21 protein-coding genes and 1 tRNA gene are annotated in these 21,409 nt (G+C 67.1%); 19 read left to right on the forward strand and 3 right to left on the reverse strand.

The genetic code is table 11. The features are described 5' to 3' along the window. Positions 1-2: 2 nt before the first annotated feature. Together G6N59_RS22795 and G6N59_RS22800 are read right to left on the reverse strand one after the other, a co-directional pair. Positions 3-314 carry a hypothetical protein gene (locus G6N59_RS22795; protein ID WP_138229107.1) on the reverse strand — a complete coding sequence of 104 codons (312 nt, stop codon included), beginning with the start codon at positions 312-314 and terminating at the stop codon, positions 3-5. Between the two features lie 112 nt (positions 315-426). Further along, positions 427-499, reverse strand: a tRNA-Arg gene (locus tag G6N59_RS22800). A 153-nt stretch (positions 500-652) separates the two neighbouring features. Between G6N59_RS22800 and argS the strand changes: the two genes are divergently transcribed. The 6 genes from argS (at position 653) to rho (ending at position 9,328) form a co-directional block, all read left to right on the forward strand. Next, on the forward strand, positions 653-2,305 hold the full coding sequence (gene argS, locus G6N59_RS22805; RefSeq protein WP_138229108.1) for an arginine--tRNA ligase: 1,653 nt from the start codon (positions 653-655) through the stop codon (positions 2,303-2,305). Next, positions 2,302-3,699 (forward strand): diaminopimelate decarboxylase, encoded by a 1,398-nt coding sequence (gene lysA / locus G6N59_RS22810; RefSeq protein ID WP_138229109.1) that lies wholly within the window; start codon positions 2,302-2,304, stop codon positions 3,697-3,699. Before argS ends, lysA begins: the two co-directional genes overlap by 4 nt. Beyond that, positions 3,696-5,015 carry a homoserine dehydrogenase gene (locus tag G6N59_RS22815; RefSeq protein ID WP_138229110.1) on the forward strand — a complete coding sequence of 440 codons (1,320 nt, stop codon included), beginning with the start codon at positions 3,696-3,698 and terminating at the stop codon, positions 5,013-5,015. Before lysA ends, G6N59_RS22815 begins: the two co-directional genes overlap by 4 nt. Then, entirely contained in the window at positions 5,012-6,112 is a 1,101-nt protein-coding gene (gene thrC, locus G6N59_RS22820) for a threonine synthase (RefSeq protein WP_138229111.1), read from the forward strand. The genes G6N59_RS22815 and thrC overlap by 4 nt, the downstream gene beginning before the upstream one ends. 5 nt (positions 6,113-6,117) lie before the next feature. Continuing rightward, the gene (thrB, locus tag G6N59_RS22825) at positions 6,118-7,047 is read left to right on the forward strand and encodes a homoserine kinase (protein WP_138229112.1); all 930 of its coding nucleotides are present in this window, start codon (positions 6,118-6,120) and stop codon (positions 7,045-7,047) included. A gap of 292 nt (positions 7,048-7,339) precedes the next feature. Then, positions 7,340-9,328 carry a transcription termination factor Rho gene (rho, locus tag G6N59_RS22830; RefSeq protein WP_138229113.1) on the forward strand — a complete coding sequence of 663 codons (1,989 nt, stop codon included), beginning with the start codon at positions 7,340-7,342 and terminating at the stop codon, positions 9,326-9,328. A 79-nt stretch (positions 9,329-9,407) separates the two neighbouring features. Here rho and G6N59_RS22835 read toward each other — a convergent pair whose 3' ends face one another. Continuing rightward, entirely contained in the window at positions 9,408-10,007 is a 600-nt protein-coding gene (locus G6N59_RS22835; RefSeq protein WP_138229114.1) for a TetR/AcrR family transcriptional regulator, read from the reverse strand. 145 nt (positions 10,008-10,152) lie between these two features. Between G6N59_RS22835 and fadD1 the strand changes: the two genes are divergently transcribed. The 13 genes from fadD1 to G6N59_RS22900 all read left to right on the forward strand — a co-directional run bounded on the left by fadD1 (position 10,153) and on the right by G6N59_RS22900 (position 21,375). After that, positions 10,153-11,715 carry a fatty-acid--CoA ligase FadD1 gene (gene fadD1 / locus G6N59_RS22840; RefSeq protein WP_138229115.1) on the forward strand — a complete coding sequence of 521 codons (1,563 nt, stop codon included), beginning with the start codon at positions 10,153-10,155 and terminating at the stop codon, positions 11,713-11,715. Positions 11,716-11,792: 77 nt separating this feature from the next. Further along, the gene (locus G6N59_RS22845; RefSeq protein ID WP_138229116.1) at positions 11,793-12,137 is read left to right on the forward strand and encodes a YciI family protein; all 345 of its coding nucleotides are present in this window, start codon (positions 11,793-11,795) and stop codon (positions 12,135-12,137) included. Beyond that, complete coding sequence (locus G6N59_RS22850; RefSeq protein WP_234884099.1) at positions 12,115-13,362, forward strand: RNA polymerase sigma factor; 1,248 nt, start codon at positions 12,115-12,117, stop codon at positions 13,360-13,362. The genes G6N59_RS22845 and G6N59_RS22850 overlap by 23 nt, the downstream gene beginning before the upstream one ends. 128 nt (positions 13,363-13,490) lie before the next feature. Further along, positions 13,491-13,727 carry a 50S ribosomal protein L31 gene (gene rpmE / locus G6N59_RS22855; protein WP_138229117.1) on the forward strand — a complete coding sequence of 79 codons (237 nt, stop codon included), beginning with the start codon at positions 13,491-13,493 and terminating at the stop codon, positions 13,725-13,727. A gap of 96 nt (positions 13,728-13,823) precedes the next feature. Continuing rightward, complete coding sequence (prfA, locus tag G6N59_RS22860) at positions 13,824-14,903, forward strand: peptide chain release factor 1 (protein WP_163911602.1); 1,080 nt, start codon at positions 13,824-13,826, stop codon at positions 14,901-14,903. Between the two features lie 9 nt (positions 14,904-14,912). Further along, a complete protein-coding gene (gene prmC / locus G6N59_RS22865) occupies positions 14,913-15,758 on the forward strand; it encodes a peptide chain release factor N(5)-glutamine methyltransferase (protein WP_138229118.1) in 846 nt (281 codons plus the stop codon). 43 nt (positions 15,759-15,801) lie between these two features. After that, positions 15,802-16,461: an L-threonylcarbamoyladenylate synthase gene (locus G6N59_RS22870; protein ID WP_138229119.1), complete on the forward strand. Its 660-nt coding sequence runs from the start codon at positions 15,802-15,804 to the stop codon at positions 16,459-16,461. Then, positions 16,458-17,654: a glycosyltransferase family 4 protein gene (locus G6N59_RS22875; RefSeq protein ID WP_138229120.1), complete on the forward strand. Its 1,197-nt coding sequence runs from the start codon at positions 16,458-16,460 to the stop codon at positions 17,652-17,654. The genes G6N59_RS22870 and G6N59_RS22875 overlap by 4 nt, the downstream gene beginning before the upstream one ends. A 259-nt stretch (positions 17,655-17,913) precedes the next feature. Then, positions 17,914-18,390 (forward strand): ATP synthase subunit I, encoded by a 477-nt coding sequence (locus G6N59_RS22880; protein ID WP_138229121.1) that lies wholly within the window; start codon positions 17,914-17,916, stop codon positions 18,388-18,390. An 8-nt stretch (positions 18,391-18,398) separates the two neighbouring features. Beyond that, positions 18,399-19,151 (forward strand): F0F1 ATP synthase subunit A, encoded by a 753-nt coding sequence (atpB, locus tag G6N59_RS22885; protein WP_174814043.1) that lies wholly within the window; start codon positions 18,399-18,401, stop codon positions 19,149-19,151. Positions 19,152-19,227: 76 nt separating this feature from the next. Further along, a complete protein-coding gene (locus G6N59_RS22890) occupies positions 19,228-19,491 on the forward strand; it encodes a F0F1 ATP synthase subunit C (RefSeq protein ID WP_020104130.1) in 264 nt (87 codons plus the stop codon). Between the two features lie 9 nt (positions 19,492-19,500). Next, positions 19,501-20,034 carry a F0F1 ATP synthase subunit B gene (locus G6N59_RS22895; RefSeq protein WP_138229122.1) on the forward strand — a complete coding sequence of 178 codons (534 nt, stop codon included), beginning with the start codon at positions 19,501-19,503 and terminating at the stop codon, positions 20,032-20,034. Beyond that, complete coding sequence (locus G6N59_RS22900; protein WP_138229123.1) at positions 20,035-21,375, forward strand: F0F1 ATP synthase subunit B/delta; 1,341 nt, start codon at positions 20,035-20,037, stop codon at positions 21,373-21,375. It abuts the gene before it with no gap. Positions 21,376-21,409: the final 34 nt, after the last annotated feature.

Here is a 21,409-nt window from a genome sequence, read left to right on the forward strand (position 1 = left end):
TCCTACGAGCAGAAGTCGCACGAATCCTGACGAACATCAGGTGGATTGTCGCCGTCCCAGACGCCACTCGGTAGGTGACCCTGATACGGCACATTGCCCAGGCTGCCCTTGACGAAGTACCAGGTGTGGCAGACGTTCATGTCCCATTGGTACGCGATGCCCGGTCCCGACGACATGTCGTAGCGGGAGTAGGTCATGTTGTCGCCCGGGCACCACGTGTGCGGCGGCAGGGGACCGGCCTCGGCGGGAGCGGCCGGCGCCATGCCGCAGGTCGCCAACATGGCGGCTGCCAGTGCTGCGATGCGTCGGTTCATGAGTTGGTCCGTCCTCGTCTGGGCTGGTTGGTAGCCACAGACTGCGCCGGACGGCTTGGGGAATTCTTGGGACGGCCAGGTGTGCGGAATCGCACCTGCGTGAGTTGGAGAGTGCCCCCGGCAGGATTCGAACCTGCGGCCTTCTGCTCCGGAGGCAGACGCTCTATCCCCTGAGCTACGGGGGCGCTTGATGCTGACGAGCCAGCGGCGCCGTTGGGCGATCACAGACTAGCGCATCGGTGGCCCGGCTCCCGAATCGGTGTCAACCGCCAGCGGACAATCAGTCAACCAGCAGGCGAGGACAAGCGTGCGCAGCTCAGCCCATAGGATGGACCCCCGTGACCCCCGCCGATCTGGCTGAACTGCTGAAGAACACCGCCGCTGCGGTCCTGGCCGAACACAGCCTGGACATCGCCGCGCTGCCCGACACAGTGGCTATCGAGCGTCCGCGCAACCCCGAGCACGGCGATTACGCCACCAATCTGGCGCTGCAGCTGGGCAAGAAGGTCGGCGTCAACCCCCGCCAGCTGGGCGAATGGCTGGCCGAGGCCCTGATCGACGCCGACGGCATCGCCGATGCCAGCATCGCCGGCCCGGGCTTTGTGAATCTGCGCATCGAGGCGTCCGCCCAGAGCGTCGTAGTCCTCAACGTCCTGGGTGGCGGGGCCAGCTACGGCACGTCCGAGGAGCTCAAGGGCCGCCACATCAACCTGGAGTTCGTCTCGGCCAACCCGACCGGCCCCATCCACATCGGCGGCACCCGCTGGGCCGCCGTCGGCGACGCGCTGGGCCGCCTGCTGGCCACGCAGGACGCCACCGTCGTCCGTGAGTACTACTTCAACGACCACGGCGGGCAGATCGACCGCTTCGCCCGCTCCCTGGTCGCGGCGGCCAAGGGCGAGCCGGCGCCGGAGGACGGCTACGGCGGCGACTACATCAAGGACATCGCTGCCGACGTCGTGGCCAAGCGGCCCGACGCGCCGAACCTGCCTGCTGACGAGTGCCAGGAAGTGTTCCGTGAACTCGGCGTGGAGCTGATGTTCGCGTCGATCAAGCAGTCGCTGCACGACTTCGGCACCGACTTCGACGTCTACACCCACGAAGACTCGATGCACACCTCGGGCCGCGTGGAGCAGGCCATCGACAAGCTGCGCGAGAACGGTTCGATCTACGAGCAGGACGGCGCAATCTGGTTGCGCACCACCGATTTCGGTGACGACAAGGACCGCGTCGTCATCAAGAGCGACGGCAACCCGGCGTACGTCGCCGGTGACATCGCGTACTACCTGGACAAGCGTCAGCGCGGATTCGACCTGTGCATCTACATGCTCGGGGCCGACCACCACGGCTACATCGGCCGGCTGAAGGCCGTCGCCGCGGCGCTCGGCGAGGACCCCGACACCGTCGAGGTGCTGATCGGCCAGATGGTCAACCTGGTCAAGGACGGCCAGCCGATGCGTATGAGCAAGCGCGCCGGCACCGTGATCACGCTGGAAGACCTGGTCGACGCCATCGGCGTGGACGCGGCCCGCTACGTACTGATCCGGTCGTCGGTGAACAGTCCCATCGACATCGACCTGGGTCTGTGGGCCAGCGCGTCCAACGAAAACCCCGTCTACTACGTGCAGTACGCGCACGCCCGGCTGTCGGCCCTGGCACGTAACGCCGCCGACCTTGGCCTGCAGGTGGACCTCGGACACCTCGACCTGCTCGACCACGACCGTGAAGCGACCCTGATGCGCACCATCGGGGAGTTCCCGCGGGTGCTCAAAACCGCTGCGGCCCTTCGGGAGCCGCACCGCGTGTGCCGGTACCTCGAAGACCTGGCCGGTGACTATCACCGGTTCTACGACTCCTGCCGCGTACTGCCGATGGGCGACGAGGAGCACAGCGACCTGCACCGGGCGCGGCTCGCACTGTGTGCGGCCACCCGCCAGGTCATCGCCAACGGCCTGCACATCCTCGGCGTCAGCGCTCCGGAGCGGATGTGAGCGGGCAGCCCACCGGCAACGCGGTGCCGGAGAAGCCGCGCACGGCCGACGAGATCAACTTGCTGGCCCCGAATGTCTGGCCGCGCAACCTCGTTCGCAACCCGGACGGGCAGGTCAGCGTCGCCGGTGTGACGGTCGGTGCGCTGGCCGAGCAGTTCGGTACCCCGCTGTTCGTCATCGACGAGGACGACTTCCGGTCCCGCTGCCGCGAGATCGCCGGCGCCTTCGGGGGTGGCGAGCACGTGCACTACGCCGGAAAGGCGTTCCTGTGCGCCGAGATTGCCCGCTGGGTCGCGCAAGAGGGCCTGTGCCTCGACGTCGCCACCGGTGGCGAACTGGCCGTGGCCCTGCACGCCGAGTTCCCGGCTGGGCGAATCACCGTGCACGGCAACAACAAATCAGTTCCCGAACTGACCGCCGCGGTCAAGGCCGGCGTCGGGCACATCGTGCTGGACTCCGAGATCGAGATCGAGCGCCTGGAGGCCATCGCCGGTGCCGCGGGTGTGGTGCAGGACGTGCTCGTCCGCGTGACCCCCGGCGTCGAGGCGCACACCCACGAGTTCATCTCCACCGCCCACGAGGACCAGAAGTTCGGTCTTTCGCTGGCCAGCGGCGCGGCCATGGACGCGGTGCGCAAGGTCTTCGCCACCGACAACCTGCGCCTGGTCGGCCTGCACTGCCACGTCGGCTCGCAGATCTTCGATGTGGCCGGCTTCGAGATCGCCGCTCACCGCGTCATCGGCCTGCTGCGCGACGTGGTCGCCGAATTCGGTGTCGAGAAGACCGCGCAGATGTCCGTCATGGATCTCGGTGGGGGACTGGGTATCTCATACCTGCCCAGCGATGATCCACCGCCCATGAAGGAGCTGGCCGACAAGCTCAAGGCCATCGTGAAGGCCGAGTCCGAGGCCGTCGGCCTGCCCACGCCCAAGCTGGTCGTGGAGCCGGGCCGGGCCATCGCGGGCCCCGGCACCATCACGCTGTACGAAGTCGGCACCGTGAAAGACGTTGCCGTGTCGGCCGACAAGTACCGACGCTACGTCAGCGTCGACGGCGGCATGAGCGACAACATCCGGCCGTCCCTGTACGACGCCCAGTACGACGCCCGGCTGGTGTCGCGCGCCAGCGATGCCCCCGCGGTCCTCGCGCGGATCGTCGGAAAGCACTGCGAGAGCGGCGACATCATCGTGCGGGATACCTGGGTGTCCGACGACCTTGCGCCCGGCGACCTGCTGGCCGTCGCTGCCACCGGCGCCTACTGCTACTCGATGTCCAGCCGGTACAACCTGCTGACCCGTCCCGCCGTCGTCGCGGTGAAGGATGGCAACGCGCGGCTGATCTTGCGTCGGGAGACCGTCGAAGACCTATTGAGCCTGGAGGTGAGTGGTCAATGAGTGAAAAGCCAATCGGCGTAGCAGTTCTCGGACTCGGGAACGTCGGGACCGAGGTGGTCCGGATCATCGAGGACAGTGCTGACGACCTGGCTGCTCGCATCGGTGCGCCCTTGGAGCTGCGCGGCGTCGGCGTCCGCAAGGTGGCCAAGGGCCGCGGCGTGCCGATCGACCTGCTCACCGATGACGTCGAGGCGTTGGTTTCCCGCGATGACGTCGACATCGTCATCGAGCTCATGGGGCCCGTCGAGCCGGCCCGCAAGGCGATCATGACCGCGCTGGAGCAGGGCAAGTCGGTGGTCACCGCCAACAAGGCGCTGATGGCGCAGTCCACCGGCGAACTCGCCCAGGCGGCCGAAAAGGCCCGCGTGGACCTGTATTTCGAGGCCGCCGTGGCCGGCGCCATCCCGGTGATCCGCCCGTTGACCCAGTCGCTCGCGGGCGACGTGGTGCTGCGGGTGGCCGGCATCGTCAACGGCACCACCAACTACATCCTGTCGGCCATGAGCGAGACCGGCGCCGACTACGCCGACGCACTCGCCGAAGCCGGTGTGCTGGGTTATGCCGAGGCAGACCCGACCGCTGATGTCGAGGGTTACGACGCCGCCGCCAAGGCGGCGATTCTCGCGTCGATTGCATTTCATACCCGGGTCACCGCCGACGACGTCTACCGCGAGGGCATGACGAAGGTCAGCGCTGCCGACTTCGAGTCCGCCAAGGCGCTGGGCTGCACCATCAAGCTGCTCGCCATCTGTGAGCGCCTGACCACCGGTAAAGGCAAGCAACGGGTTTCGGCGCGCGTCTACCCGGCGCTGGTGCCGCTGGAGCACCCGCTGGCCTCGGTCAGCGGCGCGTTCAATGCCGTCTTCGTCGAGGCGGAAGCGGCCGGTGAGCTGATGTTCTACGGCCGCGGCGCGGGTGGTGCGCCGACGGCTTCGGCCGTCATGGGTGATGTGGTCATGGCTGCGCGTAACCGCGTGCAGGGTGGGCGTGGTCCGCGCGAGTCCAAGTACGCCAAGCTGCCTATCGCGCCCATCGGTGCGATCGAGACCCGCTACTACGTCAGCATGAATGTCGCGGACATCCCCGGTGTGCTGTCTTCTGTCGCAGCCGAGTTCGCCAAACGTAAGGTGAGCATCGCCGAGGTCCGCCAGGAGGGCATGGAGGACGAGGCCGGTCAGCGCAGCGGCGCCCGCATCGTCGTGGTCACCCACCGGGCCACCGACGAAGCCTTGTCGGAAACCGTTGCGGCCCTTGCTGATCACGAAGCAGTGCAGAGCATCAACAGTGTGCTGCGCATGGAAGGAACGAGTAAATGACTACCGGGGCGAGCGAAGCCACGCGGAAGAATCCAGTGCACAAGCCGTGGCCCGGCCTGATCGAGGCCTACCGTGATCGTCTGCCCGGCACCGAGAACTGGACGCCTGTCACCCTGCTCGAGGGTGCTACTCCGCTGATCCATGCCAAGCGGCTGAGCGAACAGACCGGCTGCACAGTGCATCTGAAGGTCGAAGGCCTCAACCCGACCGGTTCGTTCAAGGACCGCGGCATGACCATGGCCGTCAGTGATGCCGTGGCGCGCGGCCAGAAGGCCGTGCTGTGCGCGTCCACGGGCAACACCTCGGCGTCGGCGGCCGCGTACGCCGCGCGCGCGGGCATCACCTGCGCGGTACTGATCCCCCAGGGCAAGATCGCCATGGGCAAGCTGGCGCAGGCAGTCATGCACGGCGCCAAGATCATTCAGGTCGACGGCAACTTCGACGACTGTCTGGAGCTGGCGCGCAAGCTGACCGCCGACTACCCGACCATCGCCCTGGTCAACTCCGTCAACCCGGTCCGCATCGAGGGGCAGAAGACGGCGGCGTTCGAGATCGTCGACGCGCTCGGCACCGCGCCTGACGTGCACTCGCTGCCCGTCGGCAACGCCGGCAACATCACCGCCTACTGGCGCGGTTACCGCGAATACCACCGTGATGGCGTCTCCGACCGGCTGCCCCGCATGCTCGGCACGCAGGCCGCCGGCGCGGCGCCGTTGGTGCTCGGTGAGCCCGTCAAGAACCCCGAGACCATCGCTACCGCGATCCGAATCGGTTCTCCGGCTTCGTGGGACGGCGCCGTCGCGGCCAAGGAACAGTCGGATGGCCGCTTCCTCGCCGCCACCGACGAAGAGATCCTGGCCGCGTACCACCTGGTCGCCAAGGCCGAAGGCGTGTTCGTCGAGCCGGCCTCGGCCGCCAGCATCGCCGGCCTGCTCAAGTCCATCGAGGACGGTTGGGTCAAACCCGGCTCGACCGTGGTGTGCACCGTCACCGGCAACGGCCTGAAGGACCCCGACAACGCTCTCAAGGGCATGCCCGAGGTCAAGGCCATCCCGGTCGATCCGACCGCTGTGGTCGAACAGCTCGGACTGGTCTGACACCAGTGACCGAGAACCTGCCTGCCGGCCTGCTCGCCACCGCCGTCGTACCCGCCTCGAGCGCCAATCTGGGCCCCGGCTTCGACAGCCTGGGCCTGGCGTTGAGCCTGTACGACGAAATTCAGGCGGAGACAACCGATTCCGGCCTCGTCATCGAGGTGACGGGGGAGGGGGCCGGGCAGGTTCCAGGCGACGAGTCGCATCTGGTCGTCCGGGCGATCCGGCGTGGCCTGGCCGTCGGTGGCGTCTCGGTTCCTGGTCTGAACATCAAGTGCCGCAACGTCATTCCGCATTCGCGCGGCCTCGGGTCGTCGGCGGCCGCAGTGGTCGGCGGCTTGGCCGTCGCCAATGGCCTTATCGCGCAATCGGGTTCGCGGCCGCTGACGCTCGAACAGCTGGTTCAACTGTCGTCGGAGTTCGAAGGCCATCCCGACAACGCCTCCGCCGCGGTGCTGGGCGGTGCCGTGGTGTCCTGGACCGAACCCGGCCCCACCTACGCGGCCGCACCGCTGACGCTGCACCCCGACATCCACTTGTTCCCGGCGATCCCGCAGGTGCGCTCGTCGACCGCGGAGACCCGGGCAGTGCTGCCGGAGCTCATCGCGCACTCGGACGCCACGTTCAACGTCAGCCGCGCCGCGCTGTTGGTCGTGGCGCTGACGCAGCGTCCGGATTTGCTGATGGCAGCCACCGAAGACGTGATGCATCAGCCGCAGCGGGCCGCGGCCATGCCGGCCTCCGCGGAATATCTGGCTATGCTCCGGCGTTGTGGGGTGGCAGCGGTGCTTTCCGGTGCTGGACCTGCCGTTATCGCATTCAGCACCGAACCTGAGTTGCCCGCCGAAGTCCTCGAATTCGGCGCTGCCAACGGGTTCGCAGTCGAAAAGATGGCAGTGGGCCAAGGGGTTCGCTGGATCGTCGGTGCCGGCGTCTAACAGAAAGCACACGCCGGGGTGGCGTTTCTTGCTTCATTGTCGGATCAGAGATATTCTCGCAACGTCCAGCAATCGCAGGCTCTAGTACCTGCGCCTACAGTAGGACGACCACTCTTCTCTTTGATGTTCAACTCGTGGACTGATGGTTCGCCGCACGGCGGCAAATCCCGGTGCTTGCTGAGGCAGTGCCTCAGCTGACCAGGGCATTTGACGAATGCGGTTCGGGGAAGCCGTCCGACTGCGAACAAAACCCTCGCCTGATCAGACGTGCGAGGGCACAGAAAGGAAATCCGTGACTGATACGGACCTCTTCACCGCCGACGGCAACACTGATGCCCCGGCAACTGAAGCGCCGGCGGCCGGACGCTCCGGATCGCTGACCAGTCTTCTGCTCCCCGACCTGCGTGCGCTCGCCGCCGAAGCAGGCGTCAAGGGCACCTCCGGTATGCGCAAGAGCGAATTGATCGCTGCCATCCGCGAACACCGCGGCGAGGCCAACGGCGCCAAGGCCGGCGACAAGACCGAGGCCAAGACCGCCAATGCCACCGAGCCCAAGGCCGAAGCCAAGAACGAAACCAAGGCCGCCGAGGCCGTGAACGGCAACGACGCTGTCGGCGAGGCCAAGGAAACACAGGCTCCGGCCGCGAACAACGCCGGCGAAGTTGCCGCTGACGCACCCGCCGAGCAACCTCAGCGTCGCGAGCGCCGTGGTGCGTCGCGCCGTGCCGGTTCGGCCGTCGAGGGTGAATCCGGCGGTGCCGGCGACAAGCCCGCCGCCAAGGCCGAGAACGCGGACAACGCCGACGCGCCCCGCGAGGAGCGCACCCGCGACCGGAACGCCGACAGCAGCAACCAGGGCGGCAACAAGTCCGAAGGTAACCAGGGCGGCAACCGTGACCAGGGTGGCAACCGTGACCAGGGCGGCAACCGCGACCGCGGTGGCGACAATCAGGGCGGCAACCGCAACCAGGGCGGCAACGACAACTCGAACAACAATGACGACGACGACAGCCGTCAGGGCCGTCGCGGCCGCCGGTTCCGTGACCGCGACCGCCGTCGTCGCGGCGAACGTGGCGACAACCAGGGCGGGAACGCCGAGACCGAACTGCGCGAGGACGACGTCCTGCAGCCGGTCGCCGGCATCCTGGACGTACTGGACAACTACGCGTTCGTCCGCACTTCGGGCTACCTGGCCGGACCGAACGACGTCTACGTCTCGATGAACATGGTCCGCAAGAACGGCCTGCGTCGTGGTGACGCCGTGACCGGTGCCGTGCGGGTACCGCGCGAAGGCGAAGGCGGCGCGCAGAGTGGAAACAACCCGCGCCAGAAGTTCAACCCGCTGGTCCGCCTGGACAGCGTCAACGGTGGCCCGGTGGAGAACGCGAAGAACCGGCCGGACTTCCAGAAGCTGACACCGCTGTACCCGAACCAGCGGCTGCGCCTGGAGACCACTCCGGACCGGCTCACCACCCGCGTGATCGACCTGATCATGCCGATCGGAAAGGGCCAGCGCGCGCTGATCGTGTCCCCGCCGAAGGCCGGTAAGACGACGATCATGCAGGACATCGCCAACGCGATCACCAGGAACAACCCGGAATGCCACCTCATGGTGGTGCTCGTCGACGAGCGTCCGGAAGAGGTCACCGACATGCAGCGCTCGGTGAAGGGTGAGGTCATCGCCTCGACCTTCGACCGGCCGCCGTCAGACCACACCCAGGCCGCCGAGCTGGCCATCGAGCGGGCCAAGCGCCTGGTCGAGCAGGGCAAGGACGTCGTGGTGCTGCTGGACTCGATCACCCGTCTGGGCCGCGCGTACAACAACGCGTCGCCCGCGTCGGGCCGCATCCTGTCCGGTGGTGTCGACTCCACCGCCCTGTACCCGCCGAAGCGGTTCCTCGGCGCGGCCCGCAACATCGAGAACGGTGGCTCGCTGACCATCATCGCGACCGCGATGGTCGAGACCGGTTCCACCGGTGACACTGTCATCTTCGAGGAGTTCAAGGGCACGGGTAACGCCGAGCTCAAGCTGGACCGCAAGATCGCCGAGCGCCGGGTGTTCCCGGCCGTCGACGTCAACCCGTCCGGTACCCGTAAGGACGAACTGCTGCTGTCCACCGACGAGTTCGCGGTGGTGCACAAGTTGCGCCGCGTGCTCAGTGGTCTGGACCCGCATCAGGCCATCGACCTGCTGATGAGCCAGCTGCGTAAGACCAAGACCAACTACGAATTCCTGGTCCAGGTTTCCAAGACCGCGCCGGGCAACATGGACAACGACTAACCGTCGCCGTTCTTGAAGCTGAAGGCCGCAACTCTGCCCGAGTTGCGGCCTTCGGTGCATTCTGACGAGGGGGCGACCGTTACGGCTGGGCCTTCAGCCCCGGCATCACGTAGCGGCGCACGTGTGCGAGCAGCTCGTCGGCGTTGTTGGCGTCCAGCCGCTGCCCGGGCATCGTGGCGAGCGACAGGATGACGCGCGCGACCCACTCGGCGGCGTCATCGATATCGGTGTCGGGGTGGATTTCGCCGTTGTCGCGTGCGGCGACGAGATAGCGGGACCAGAAATCGGCGAGGTCGGGCACCAGGCCCTGCACGCCGGCGCCGGCGCAGGCGGCGAACTCGTCGGGCTCCTCGACGCGCAGCTTCATCAGCAGGGCGCCGGGATCGTCATATGCGGTGCGGCCGTGCTGGATTCCGGCGACTATCTGGTTGTCCAGGCCTTCGATCGATGCCAGCATGGCGTGCGCATCAGACCAGTAGGCGTTGTTGAGGCGGACGATCGCCGCGCCCAGCAGCGTCACCTTGTCCGGAAAGTGCCGGTAGAGCCAACCGCGTGAGACGCCGGCAGCCTCGGCGACCTCGGATACCGTCGTGGCGCGAATTCCCTTGGCACGCATGCACTCTTCAGCGGCGTCGATCAGTCGATCGCGCACGCTCCGCGGGGATTCTGGGCTTGCCACCGGGTATCTCCTCACATGTCAACCGGGCGAACGACGATTCTGCCAGGGTGCAGATGCTATTGCGCTATCCCTCAGCCATGGTAGACACTTTCAAGAATCTGTTCACTAGGTGGTCGTCGTGACCCCCACCGCACCGGGAGCCTAAATGGCGGACACCCTTCAGCAGTTGCTTCGCGAGCGCGCCGGCCAGGACACCGTCGCCGTCAAGTACGGCGAGATGGCCTGGACCTGGCGAGAGTACGTGGCCGGAGCGCAGGCACAGGCCGCCGCCCTGATCGGCCAGGCCGACCCGCTGCGGCCCCTGCACGTGGGCACCCTGCTGGGTAACACCCCTGAGATGCTGACGGCGCTGGCCGCCGCGGCGCTGGGCGGCTATGTGCTGTGCGGTATCAACAACACTCGCCGCGGTGAGGCGCTCGCCCGTGACATCGCGCGCGTCGAATGTCAGATCGTGCTGGTGGATCAGCAAGGCCGAGAGCTCCTGCAGGGCCTCGATCTGCCGGGCGTCACCGTCATCGACGTCACCGCGACCGAGTGGCCGCAGCGGGACCTGACCCCGCATCGTGAAGTCGGACCCGACGACACCTTCATGATGATCTTCACCTCGGGCACCAGCGGTGAGCCCAAGGCCGTCGAGGTGGCCCATGCCATCGTGCTGTTCTCCGCCGCGGCGCTCGTGCAGCGCTACGGCCTCACCGAGGCGGACACCTGTTACCTGGCCATGCCGCTGTTCCACTCCAACGGCGTCTACGCAGGCTGGGGCGTCGCACTCGGATCCGGAGCGGCGATGGCGCCCGCGCAGTTCTCCGCGTCGAGCTTCCTCCCGGACGTCCGCCGCTACGGCGCGACCTACATGAATTACGTCGGCAAGCCGCTGGCGTACATCTTGGCGACCGCCGAGCGGCCCGACGACCACGACAACCCCCTGCGGGTGGCGTTCGGTAACGAAGCTGCCGACCGTGACATCGATGAGTTCAGCCGTCGCTTCGACTGCAGCGTGTGGGACGGTTTCGGCTCGACCGAGCTCGCGATCATCATCACGCGGTCCGAAGGCACCCCGGCCGGCAGTGTCGGGCAGGGTTTTCCGGGCGTGGCCATCTATGACCCGGAGACCGTCACCGAATGCGAGGTGGCCCGCTTCGATGAAACGGGCGCGCTCAGCAACGCCGAGACGGCCACCGGCGAGCTGGTGAACACCAACGGCAGCGGGATGTTCCGTGGCTACCACAACGACCAGGGTGCGACCGAGGAACGGCTGCGGCACGGTATGTACTGGTCGGGCGACCTGGCTTACCGCGATGCGGACGGCTGGATCTACCTGGCCGGCCGCACCGGGGACTGGATGCGGGTCGACGGCGAGAACCTCACCGCGGCGCCCATCGAGCGAATCCTGTTGCGGCATCCGGTGATCAGCCGGGTGGCCGTGTACCCGGTGCCCGATGAGTTCGTCGGCGACCAGGTGATGGCGGCCATGGTGCTGCGCGACGGTCAGACCCTCGACCCGAAGTCGTTCGCGGAATTCCTGGCCGCGCAGCCGGACATGTCCCCGAAGTCCTGGCCGCGGTACGTCTGGCTGGCCGACGACCTGCCCAGCACCGCGACCAACAAGATTCTCAAGCGGGAACTGGTCGCCCTGGGCGCGGATCCGGCCGGCCGGGTGCTGTGGAAGCGCGACGATACCGAGTACACGCGGCTGACCGAAAACTGATTTCGGGCATCGTGTCCCTCTGATGGGTACCCGTTCGTCTCACTGCTGTTGGACGATCAACCCAGAAGGAGACCACGATGAAATACGCAACTCTGATCTACACCCGGCCGGGCAGCCACGACGCGGAGCTCACCGAAGATGAGCAGGCCGCGCTGAGCGCTGAGTACATGGCGCTGCGGTTCGAGCCGCAGTGCGTCGGCGGCGGCCACTTGCAGCCTGTCGAGACGGCCACCACGGTTCGTGCCGACGGCCTGATCACCGATGGCCCATACGCCGACACCAAAGAGGTGTTCGCCGGCTACTTCGTCATCGAAGCCGACAACCTCGACCAGGCTCTGGAGTGGGCGCAACGGATTCCTGCGGTACGCCTCGGGGGTGCCGTCGAGGTGCGTCCGCTCGTTGAGATGCCGGGGGAGGTGTAGGGCGAGCGAAGCGACGGGAAGGGTCCAGGCACTGATCAACGATGTTTTCCAGCGAGACTGGGGCCGGGTCCTGGCCGCGCTCATCGGTGTCCTCGGCGACTTCGAGCTCGCCGAGGACGCCGCGCAGGAGGCGTTCGTCCGCGCTGCCGAGCGGTGGCCCCGCGACGGCGTGCCGGACGCGCCGGTGGCCTGGCTGGTGCGGACCGGACGCAATGTGGCGGTCGATCGGTTGCGCCGCGAGCAGACGCTGCGCGCCAAAACCCGGCTACTGCAAGCGGATAAACAGGCGACGACCATGGACGAGATCGACCTCGACGACAGCACCATCGGCGACGAGCGCCTGCAGCTCGTCTTCATGTGTTGCCATCCGGCGTTGGCCCGCGAAGCCCAGGTGGCCCTCACCCTGCGGGCCCTCGGCGGACTGACGACGGCCGAGATCGGGCGCGCCTTCCTGGTCTCCGAGGACACGATGAAGCGCCGGCTCTCCCGCGCCAAGGCCAAGATCAAGGCGACGAACATCCCGTTCGCCCTGCCGGCGGACCGGCTGCTGCCCGACCGGGTGGCGGCGGTCCTCGCAGTGATCTACCTGATCTTCAACGAGGGCTTCACCGAGCGCGGCGACCTCGCCGCCGAAGCGATCAGGCTGGGCCGGCTCCTCGCGGAATTGTTGGCCGACGAGCCCGAGGCGTACGGGCTGCTGGCGCTGATGCTGCTACACGATTCGCGACGAGCGGCCCGCGTGGTCGACGGCCGGGTCGTGCCCCTCGCCGAGCAGGACCGCGCGTTGCACGACCAGGCCAAGGTCGATGCCGGACGGGCAGCGCTCGACCGTGCGCTGGCTCTGCGGCTGGCCGGCGGGCCCTACGTGCTGCAGGCGGCCATCGCCTCGTTGCAGGCCGAGGAGCAGATCGATTGGCACGAGGTCGTGATCTTGTACGAGCGGCTCGAACAGCTGACCGGCTCACCGGTTGTCGCCCTCAACCGTGCGGTGGCCATCGCCGAGGCCGGCGACCCCGAGCGGGCGCTGGACCTCATCGACGCGCTTGACCTGGGTGATTACCGCTATCTGCCGTCGACTCGGGCGGAATTGTTGCGGCGGCTGGGCCGGACCGGCGAGGCGCGGAGCGCGTTCGAACGTGCCCTGGCGCTGGCCACGACCGATCCAGAACGACGATTCCTGGAGCGCCGGCTGGCTGAGCTGGGGCAGCGCGGCACCCAGGAATAGTCGGCGACCCGGCCGCGTTTAGGACCTTGGCGGCTGACCTGGCATAATCGACCGCCGAACCCCCTCGGCTCCGGTTCACGTCCGAATCCTCGGGCGACCCGGCGCCATCGATCACAGAGGACCATGACATGAAATCGGGTATCCACCCCGCATACGTTGAGACCACCGTGGTCTGCGGTTGCGGTAACAGCTTCCAGACTCGTAGCACCAAGGAAAACGGCCACATCGTGGTCGAGGTGTGCTCGCAGTGCCACCCGTTCTACACGGGCAAGCAGAAGCTTCTCGACACCGGCGGCCGCGTGGCCCGCTTCGAGGCGCGGTACGGCAAGCGCAACACCGGCTCGAAGGCCGCGTCCGAGAGCTAGCTTCGTTCACGGCGCCCGATCTGTCGCATTCGCGTCAGGTCCGGGCGCCGTTTTCGTACCCGGCACCCGGCACAGAACAACCGCAGGAGTCCTCAAGTGGCAGAGACAGATACAGCGCCCCGCATCGAGGCGCTGTTGGCCGAGCACGCCGATCTCGAGCGGCAGTTGGGCGACCCGAATCTGCACGCTGATGCCGGCGCGGCCCGCAAGGTCGGTCGCCGGTTCGCGCAGGTGTCGCCGATCGTCGTCACCTATCGCAAGCTCGAGGCTGCCCAGGGTGACCTCGAAGCGGCTCGTGAGCTGGCCGCCGAGGACGCCGCGTTCGCCGCGGAGGTGCCCGAGCTGGAGGCCCGTGTCGCCGAACTCGACGCCAAACTGACCGACCTGCTGGCCCCGCGTGATCCGCACGACGCCGACGACGTCGTCCTCGAAGTGAAGTCCGGTGAGGGCGGCGAAGAATCGGCCCTGTTCGCAGCCGACCTTGCGCGCATGTACATCCGGTACGCCGAGCGCCATGGCTGGACCGTCGCGGTGCTCGACGAGACCTGGTCGGACCTCGGCGGCTACAAGGACGCCACCATCACCATCGCCAGCAAGGGCGACTCGGCCGACGGCGTGTGGTCCCGCATGAAATTCGAGGGCGGTGTCCACCGCGTGCAGCGCGTGCCCGTCACCGAATCCCAGGGTCGCGTGCACACCTCGGCAGCCGGCGTCCTGGTCTACCCGGAGCCCGAGGACGTCGAGCAGGTCCAGATCGACGAATCCGACCTGCGGATCGACGTGTACCGGTCGTCCGGCAAGGGTGGTCAGGGCGTCAACACGACCGACTCAGCGGTCCGCATCACGCACCTGCCCACGGGCATCGTCGTCACCTGCCAGAACGAGCGCTCGCAGCTGCAGAACAAGGCCCGAGCCATGGTGGTGCTCGCCGCCCGGTTGCAGGCGCTGGCCGAAGAGCAGGCCTCGGCGGACGCATCCGCCGACCGCGCCAGCCAGATCCGCACCGTCGACCGCAGCGAGCGCATCCGGACCTACAACTTCCCCGAGAACCGGATCGCCGATCACCGCATCAACTTCAAGGCCCACAACCTCGACCAGGTGCTCGACGGCGACATGGACGCGCTGCTCGACGCCCTGGCGGCCGCCGACAAGCAGGCCCGGCTCGCGCAGGAGTGACCCGCAAGAGTGACCGGCAAAAGTGACTCCGTCAGACAAGCGATCGCTGACGCGGCTGCCGTGCTCGCTGCCGCGGGCGTCGACTCCGCCCGCGTCGACGCCGAGTACCTCGCCGCGCACGCTGCGGGGGTGGACCGCGCCCGGGTGATGTTCGCCGAGCCCGATCCCGCGTTCTATCCGCATTTCCGTGACCTGGTGGAACGTCGCGCGCAGCGAATTCCCTTGCAGCACTTGATCGGAACGGCCGCGTTCGGTCCGGTGGAGGTGCAGGTCGGTCCGGGAGTGTTCATTCCCCGCCCGGAGACCGAGGCGCTGCTGGAGTGGGCCATGAAACAGCCAATGTCGCCGAGCCCGGTGATCGTGGACCTGTGCACCGGGTCGGGAGCCCTGGCATTGGCGTTGGCGCACACCTGGCCGCAGGCAAAGGTCGTGGCCGTCGAGAAATCCCCGGAGGCTCTGGTCTACGCCCGGCGCAACTGTGCCGGCACCGCCGTCGAGGTGCTGGCGGCCGACGTCACAGTTCCCGGCCTGCTGGCAGACCGGAACGGCACAGTGGACCTGCTGGTATCCAACCCGCCGTACATCCCGGACGGTGCCGACCTTGATCCCGAAGTCATCGACCACGACCCGGCCGCGGCCCTGTTCGGCGGCCCCGACGGCATGTCCGTCATCGTGCCGATCATCGCGCTGGCGGCGCGGTTGCTGCGTCCGGGCGGCGCGCTGGGCGTCGAGCACGACGACACCACGGCGGATCAGGTGGTGGCCGCGTTGGAGCGCGACGGTACGTTCGGAGACATCACCGCTCGGCTCGATCTGACCGGGCGGTCCCGGTTCGTCACCGCGACCCGGCGGTAAACGGGGCATGGCAACCGACGAATGCTTGCGTGAGGAGTCATAGATGGAGACGTTCGACTGCGGCGATGCGGCCAAGCGCACCACGGGGATCGCCTCGGCGATCAGTGCGCTCAAGGGCGGTCGCCTGGTCGTGCTGCCCACCGACACCGTCTACGGGCTCGGCGCCGACGCCTTCAACAGCGAGGCGGTGGCGGCGCTGCTGGCCGCAAAGGGGAGGGGCCGCAACATGCCGGTCCCGGTCCTGGTCGGTTCATGGCGCACCATCGACGGCCTGGTCTACGCCGTGCCGCCGTCGGCGCGCGACCTGATCGAGGCATTCTGGCCGGGCGCGCTGAGCCTGGTGGTCCGTCAGGCCCCGTCGCTGTCGTGGGACCTCGGTGACACCAACGGCAGCGTCATGCTGCGTATGCCACTGCACCCCGTGGCCATCGAGCTGTTGCGCGAGGTCGGCCCCATGGCCGTGTCCAGCGCCAACGTCTCCGGCCAGCCGCCCGCCGTCAACGCCGAGGAGGCGCGGGCGCAGCTGGGCGACAAGGTCGAGGTGTACCTGGACGCCGGACCGGCGACCAAGCAGGCCGCGTCCACGATCGTCGACCTCACCAGCGCGACGCCGCGGGTGCTGCGCGAAGGACCGATCTCCGTCTCGCAGATCGCCGAAGTGCTCGGCGTCGCACCGGAGTCGCTGACCGGCGAGGTGCCGTGACTGTAGTTGCCGACGCAGGCCGGCTGCTCGCACAGATCGACCGGGGTACCGGGGTTCCGCTCCGGGAGCTGGTGCTGGTCGGTCTCACCGCGGCGATCATCACCTACTTCGCCACCGGCTGGGTGCGGGCGCTGGCCTTCCGCTTCGGTGCGGTCGCCTACCCGCGCGAACGTGACGTCCACGTTCAGCCGGTCCCGCGCATGGGCGGGCTGGCCATGTACATCGGGGTGGTCGCCGCCGTGCTGCTGGCCTCCCAATTGCCCGCCCTGACGCGAGGTTTCGTCTATTCGTCGGGCATGCCGGCGGTCGTGGTGGCCGGCGGCCTGATCATGCTCATCGGCCTGATCGACGACCGCTGGGGCCTGGACGCCCTGACCAAGTTCGCGGGGCAGATCACCGCGGCCAGCGTCCTGGTCACCATGGGCGTCGCGTGGAGTGTGCTGTACATCCCGATCGGCGGCGTCGGCACCATCGTGCTGGACCAGGCGTCTTCCATCCTGCTGACCCTGGCGCTGACGGTGTCGATCGTCAACGCGATGAACTTCGTCGACGGGCTCGACGGCCTGGCTGCCGGGCTCGGCCTCATCACCGCGTCGGCCATCTGCATCTTCTCGGTCGGGCTGCTGCGCGACCACGGCGGTGACGTGTTGTTCTACCCGCCGGCCGTCATCTCGGTGGTGCTTGCCGGCGCGTGCCTGGGTTTCCTGCCGCACAACTTCCATCCGGCCCGCATCTTCATGGGGGATTCCGGGTCCATGCTGATCGGCCTGATGCTGGCGGCTGCGTCGACCACCGCAGCCGGCCCGATTTCCCAGAACGCTTACGGCGCGCGCGACGTGTTTGCTTTGCTGTCGCCGTTCCTGTTGGTGGTTGCGGTGATGTTCGTGCCGGCCCTCGACATGCTGCTGGCGATCGTGCGTCGCACCCGGGCCGGCCTGAGCCCGTTCAGTCCCGACAAGATGCATCTGCACCATCGGCTGCTGCAGATCGGCCACTCGCATCGCCGCGTCGTGCTGCTCATCTACCTATGGGTGGGCATCGTGGCGCTGGGGGCGGCCAGCACCATTTTCTTCGACCCCCGATACACGGGTGCGGTGATGCTCGGAGCCATCCTGCTGGCCGCTGTTTTCACCCTGATACCGCTCCTGCGGCGGCGCGATGACCTGCCAGAAGGCGAGTACGACAAAAAGTAGTAGGTGCCCGTTTTCGGGTGCTCACCATGTGGTACGGTTCTGGCAGAACCCGAAAAACCTCGCGGGTTGCCGGCCCGGCCCATCGGTTCACACAAGCCGATCGGCGCCGAATGACGACCGACAAAGGGAGCTTCCCCTTGGGTGATTCCAGTGTGCCCGACGCGCTCGATGTGACCTTCGATACGCTCTGTGGGCACGCACACAGGATTGCCAGGTATATGGGGACGGCACTCGTGACCGCGGGATTGAGGTGAACACCATGACGACACCAGCGCAGGACGCGCCTTTGGTGTTGCCGGCAGTGGCTTTTCGGCCCGTGCGTTTGTTTGCTATCTCGCTCCTCGTGACGGCCATCGCGCTCGGCGGCGGCTACGCAGTGAGCGGCAATCTCAAGTTCGGCGCCTTCTTCGGTCTGGGCATGGCGCTCGGTCTGACCAACGCGATGCTGGTCCGTCGCGCGGTCGCCAAGGTCACCGCCAAGGACCACCCCCTGAAGATGCAGATGGCAGCCAACTCCGCGATGCGGCTGGTGGCCATCTCGGTGATCGCCCTGCTGATCACCTGGCTCTTCAAGCCGGCCGGTATCGGCGTCCTCTTCGGGGTGGCACTTTTCCAGGCGATTCTTGTCATGAGCACCGCATTGCCGGTGATGAAGAAGGTCCGCGCCGGCCAGCGTGACGGTGGTGCCGGCGTCGACCAACCAGAAGCACACGACGGATCAGAAGCAAAGGACTGACGACCCAAGTGATTCAACAATTCACCGCCGAGGCCGCCATCGAGGTCGGCCACCACGAGCAGCACGAGCTGTGGGGCTACACCTTCAACGTTGACACGATCATCGCCACCAGCGTGGCCGCGGTCATCGTCATCGCGTTGGCCTTCTTCGTGAAGGCGAAGGTGACCTCCACCGGAGTGCCCGGCGGTGTCCAGCTGTTCTTCGAGGCCATCACCATCCAGATGCGCCAGCAGATCGAGACCGCGATCGGTATGAAGATTGCTCCGTTCGTGCTGCCGCTGGCCGTCACGATCTTCACCTTCATCCTGATCTCCAACTGGCTCTCGGTCCTGCCGGTGCAGTTCGGTGGGGAAGACGGTGGCGCGAAAGAGCTGCTGGCCCCGCCGGCCTCGGACATCAACTACGTGTTGGCGCTCGCGCTGTTCGTGTTCCTCTGCTACCACGCTGCGGGCATCTGGCGCCGGGGTGTCTTCGGCCACTTCAAGAAGCTGCTGAAGGGCCACGTCGCGGTCCTGGCTCCGATCAACATCGTCGAGGAGATCGCCAAGCCGGTCTCGCTGTCTCTGCGACTCTTCGGAAACATGTTCGCCGGTGGCATCCTGGTCGCCCTGATCGCGATGTTCCCCTGGTACGTGCAGTGGGCGCCGAACGCCATCTGGAAGACCTTCGATCTGTTCGTCGGCCTGATCCAGGCGTTCATCTTCGCCCTGCTGACGATCCTGTACTTCAGCCAGTCGATGGAACTCGACGAGCACCACTAAGTACGCGCAAGACCCGTAGGAACCGCAAATAAGACCCTGGTAGCGCAGCTACCAGTTACCAAGGAGGAAAAAGAGAATGGCCGACGCAGCAACGAACGCCACTATCATCCAGGGCGCCCTCATCGGCGGTGGCCTGATCATGGCCGGTGGCGCCATCGGCGCCGGTATCGGTGACGGTATCGCCGGTAACGCGCTGATCTCGGGCATCGCCCGCCAGCCGGAGGCCCAGGGCCGCCTGTTCACCCCGTTCTTCATCACCGTCGGTCTGGTGGAAGCCGCGTACTTCATCAACCTGGCCTTCATGGCGCTCTTCGTGTTCGCCACCCCGGGCCTGTCGTAATCCGTCGACATGGGTGAATTGAGCGCAACCATCCTGGCCTCGGGCCAGGCAGCAGCGGAAGGCTCTGGTGGTGGAGGGGGTCAGAACTTCCTGATCCCCAACGCGACCTTCTTCGTCGTGCTGATCATCTTCCTGATCGTGCTCGGCGTGATCGGCAAGTGGGTTGTGCCACCGATCAGCAAGGTCTTGGTCGAACGCGAGGAAATGCTGGCCAAGACCGCTGCTGACAACCGGAAGTCGGCTGAGCAGGTGGCCGCCGCAGAGGCGGACTACAACGCGGCGATGGCGGGTGCTCGTACGGAGGCTTCGGCCATCCGCGACGAGGCTCGCAACGAGGGCCGCAAGGTCGTCGACCAGGCGCGTGCAGCGGCGAGTGGTGAGGTGGCCGAAACCCTCAAGGGTGCCGACCAGGCACTGTCCGCACAGCGGCAGTCCACACAGACCGAACTGCAGTCGTCGGTCGACAACCTGTCCCAGACGCTGGCGAGCCGAATCCTCGGCATCGAGTTGGCCTCTGACGTGAAATCAGGCGGGAGCCAGTAGATGGAAATCTTCATCGGGCAGCTGATCGGCTTTGCCGTCATCGTGGCCATCATCTGGAAGTACGTGGTACCTCCGGTGAAGGGCATCATGGCCAAGCAGCAGGAGGCCGTTCGTGTCGCGCTGGCCGAAAGTGCCGAAGCCGCACAGAAACTCGCCGACGCCGACAAGATGCACGCCAAGGCTCTCGCCGACGCGAAAGCCGAGTCGACCAAGGTGACCGACGAGGCCCGGCACGATTCGCAGCGCATCGTCGAGCAGCTCACCGAGCAGGCCGGCGTCGACGCCGAGCGGATCAAGGCTCAGGGCGGCCAGCACGTCGAGCTGATGCGCCAGGGCGTCATCCGCGAGCTTCGTCAGGGGCTGGGCGCGGAGTCGGTGGCCAAGGCAGACGAACTGGTGCGCCGGTATGTCGCGGAGCCCGCTGCTCAGGCCGGCACCGTCGACCGCTTCCTCGCCGATCTGGAGCAGATGGCGCCGTCCTCGGCTGAGGTCGGTACCCACGCCGAGGTGAAGCTGCGGGCCGCGAGCCGGGAATCACTGACCGCTTTGGTCAAGAAGTTCGACGAGACCGCGGGTGGTCTGGACACGGCCGCGCTGACCGCGCTGTCTGATGATCTGGCTGCCGTCGCCCGGCTGCTGTTGACCGAGGTCAACCTTGCCCGGCACCTCGCCGAGCCCGCCGACAACTCCGCGCCCAAGGTCGCACTGCTCGACGCCGTGCTGTCCGGCAAGGTCGGCGCTGCCGCTCTGGAGCTGCTGCGCTCCGCGGCGTCGTCGCGGTGGTCGGAGCAGTCCGATCTGGTCGACGCCATCGAGCACGTCGCTCGTCTCGCGCTGATCAAGCGGGCCGAGATCAGCGGTGAGGTGGCCGAGGTCGAGGACCAGCTGTTCCGCTTCAGCCGTGTGCTGGACGCGCAGCCGCGCCTGTCGACGTTGCTCGGTGACTACGGCACTCCGATCGACGGCCGAGTTGCCTTGCTGGACAAGGTCCTGACCGGTGCCAACGGCTCGGTCAACAGCACCGTCAAGGCGCTGCTGACGCAGACCGTCGGCCTGCTCCGCGGCGAACGTGCCGACCAGGCGGTCCTCGATCTCGCCGAGCTGGCAGTTGCCCGCCGCGGTGAGGTGGTCGCCCACGTCGAGGCGGCCGCAGCGCTGTCCGATGCCCAGCGGACCCGACTCACCTCGGTGCTGACCCGCATCTACGGCCACCCCGTGTCCGTCCAGCTGCATGTCGATCCGAGCCTCCTCGGTGGTCTCACCATCACCGTCGGGGACGAGGTGATCGACGGCTCCATCTCGTCACGACTGGCCGCCGCGTCCGACCGGCTGCCGGACTAACCAGACTCCGAAACACCCAAGACTAGGTAGGAAG

The sequence above is a fragment of the Mycolicibacterium aubagnense genome (genome assembly GCF_010730955.1).
Lineage (GTDB): Bacteria > Actinomycetota > Actinomycetes > Mycobacteriales > Mycobacteriaceae > Mycobacterium > Mycobacterium aubagnense.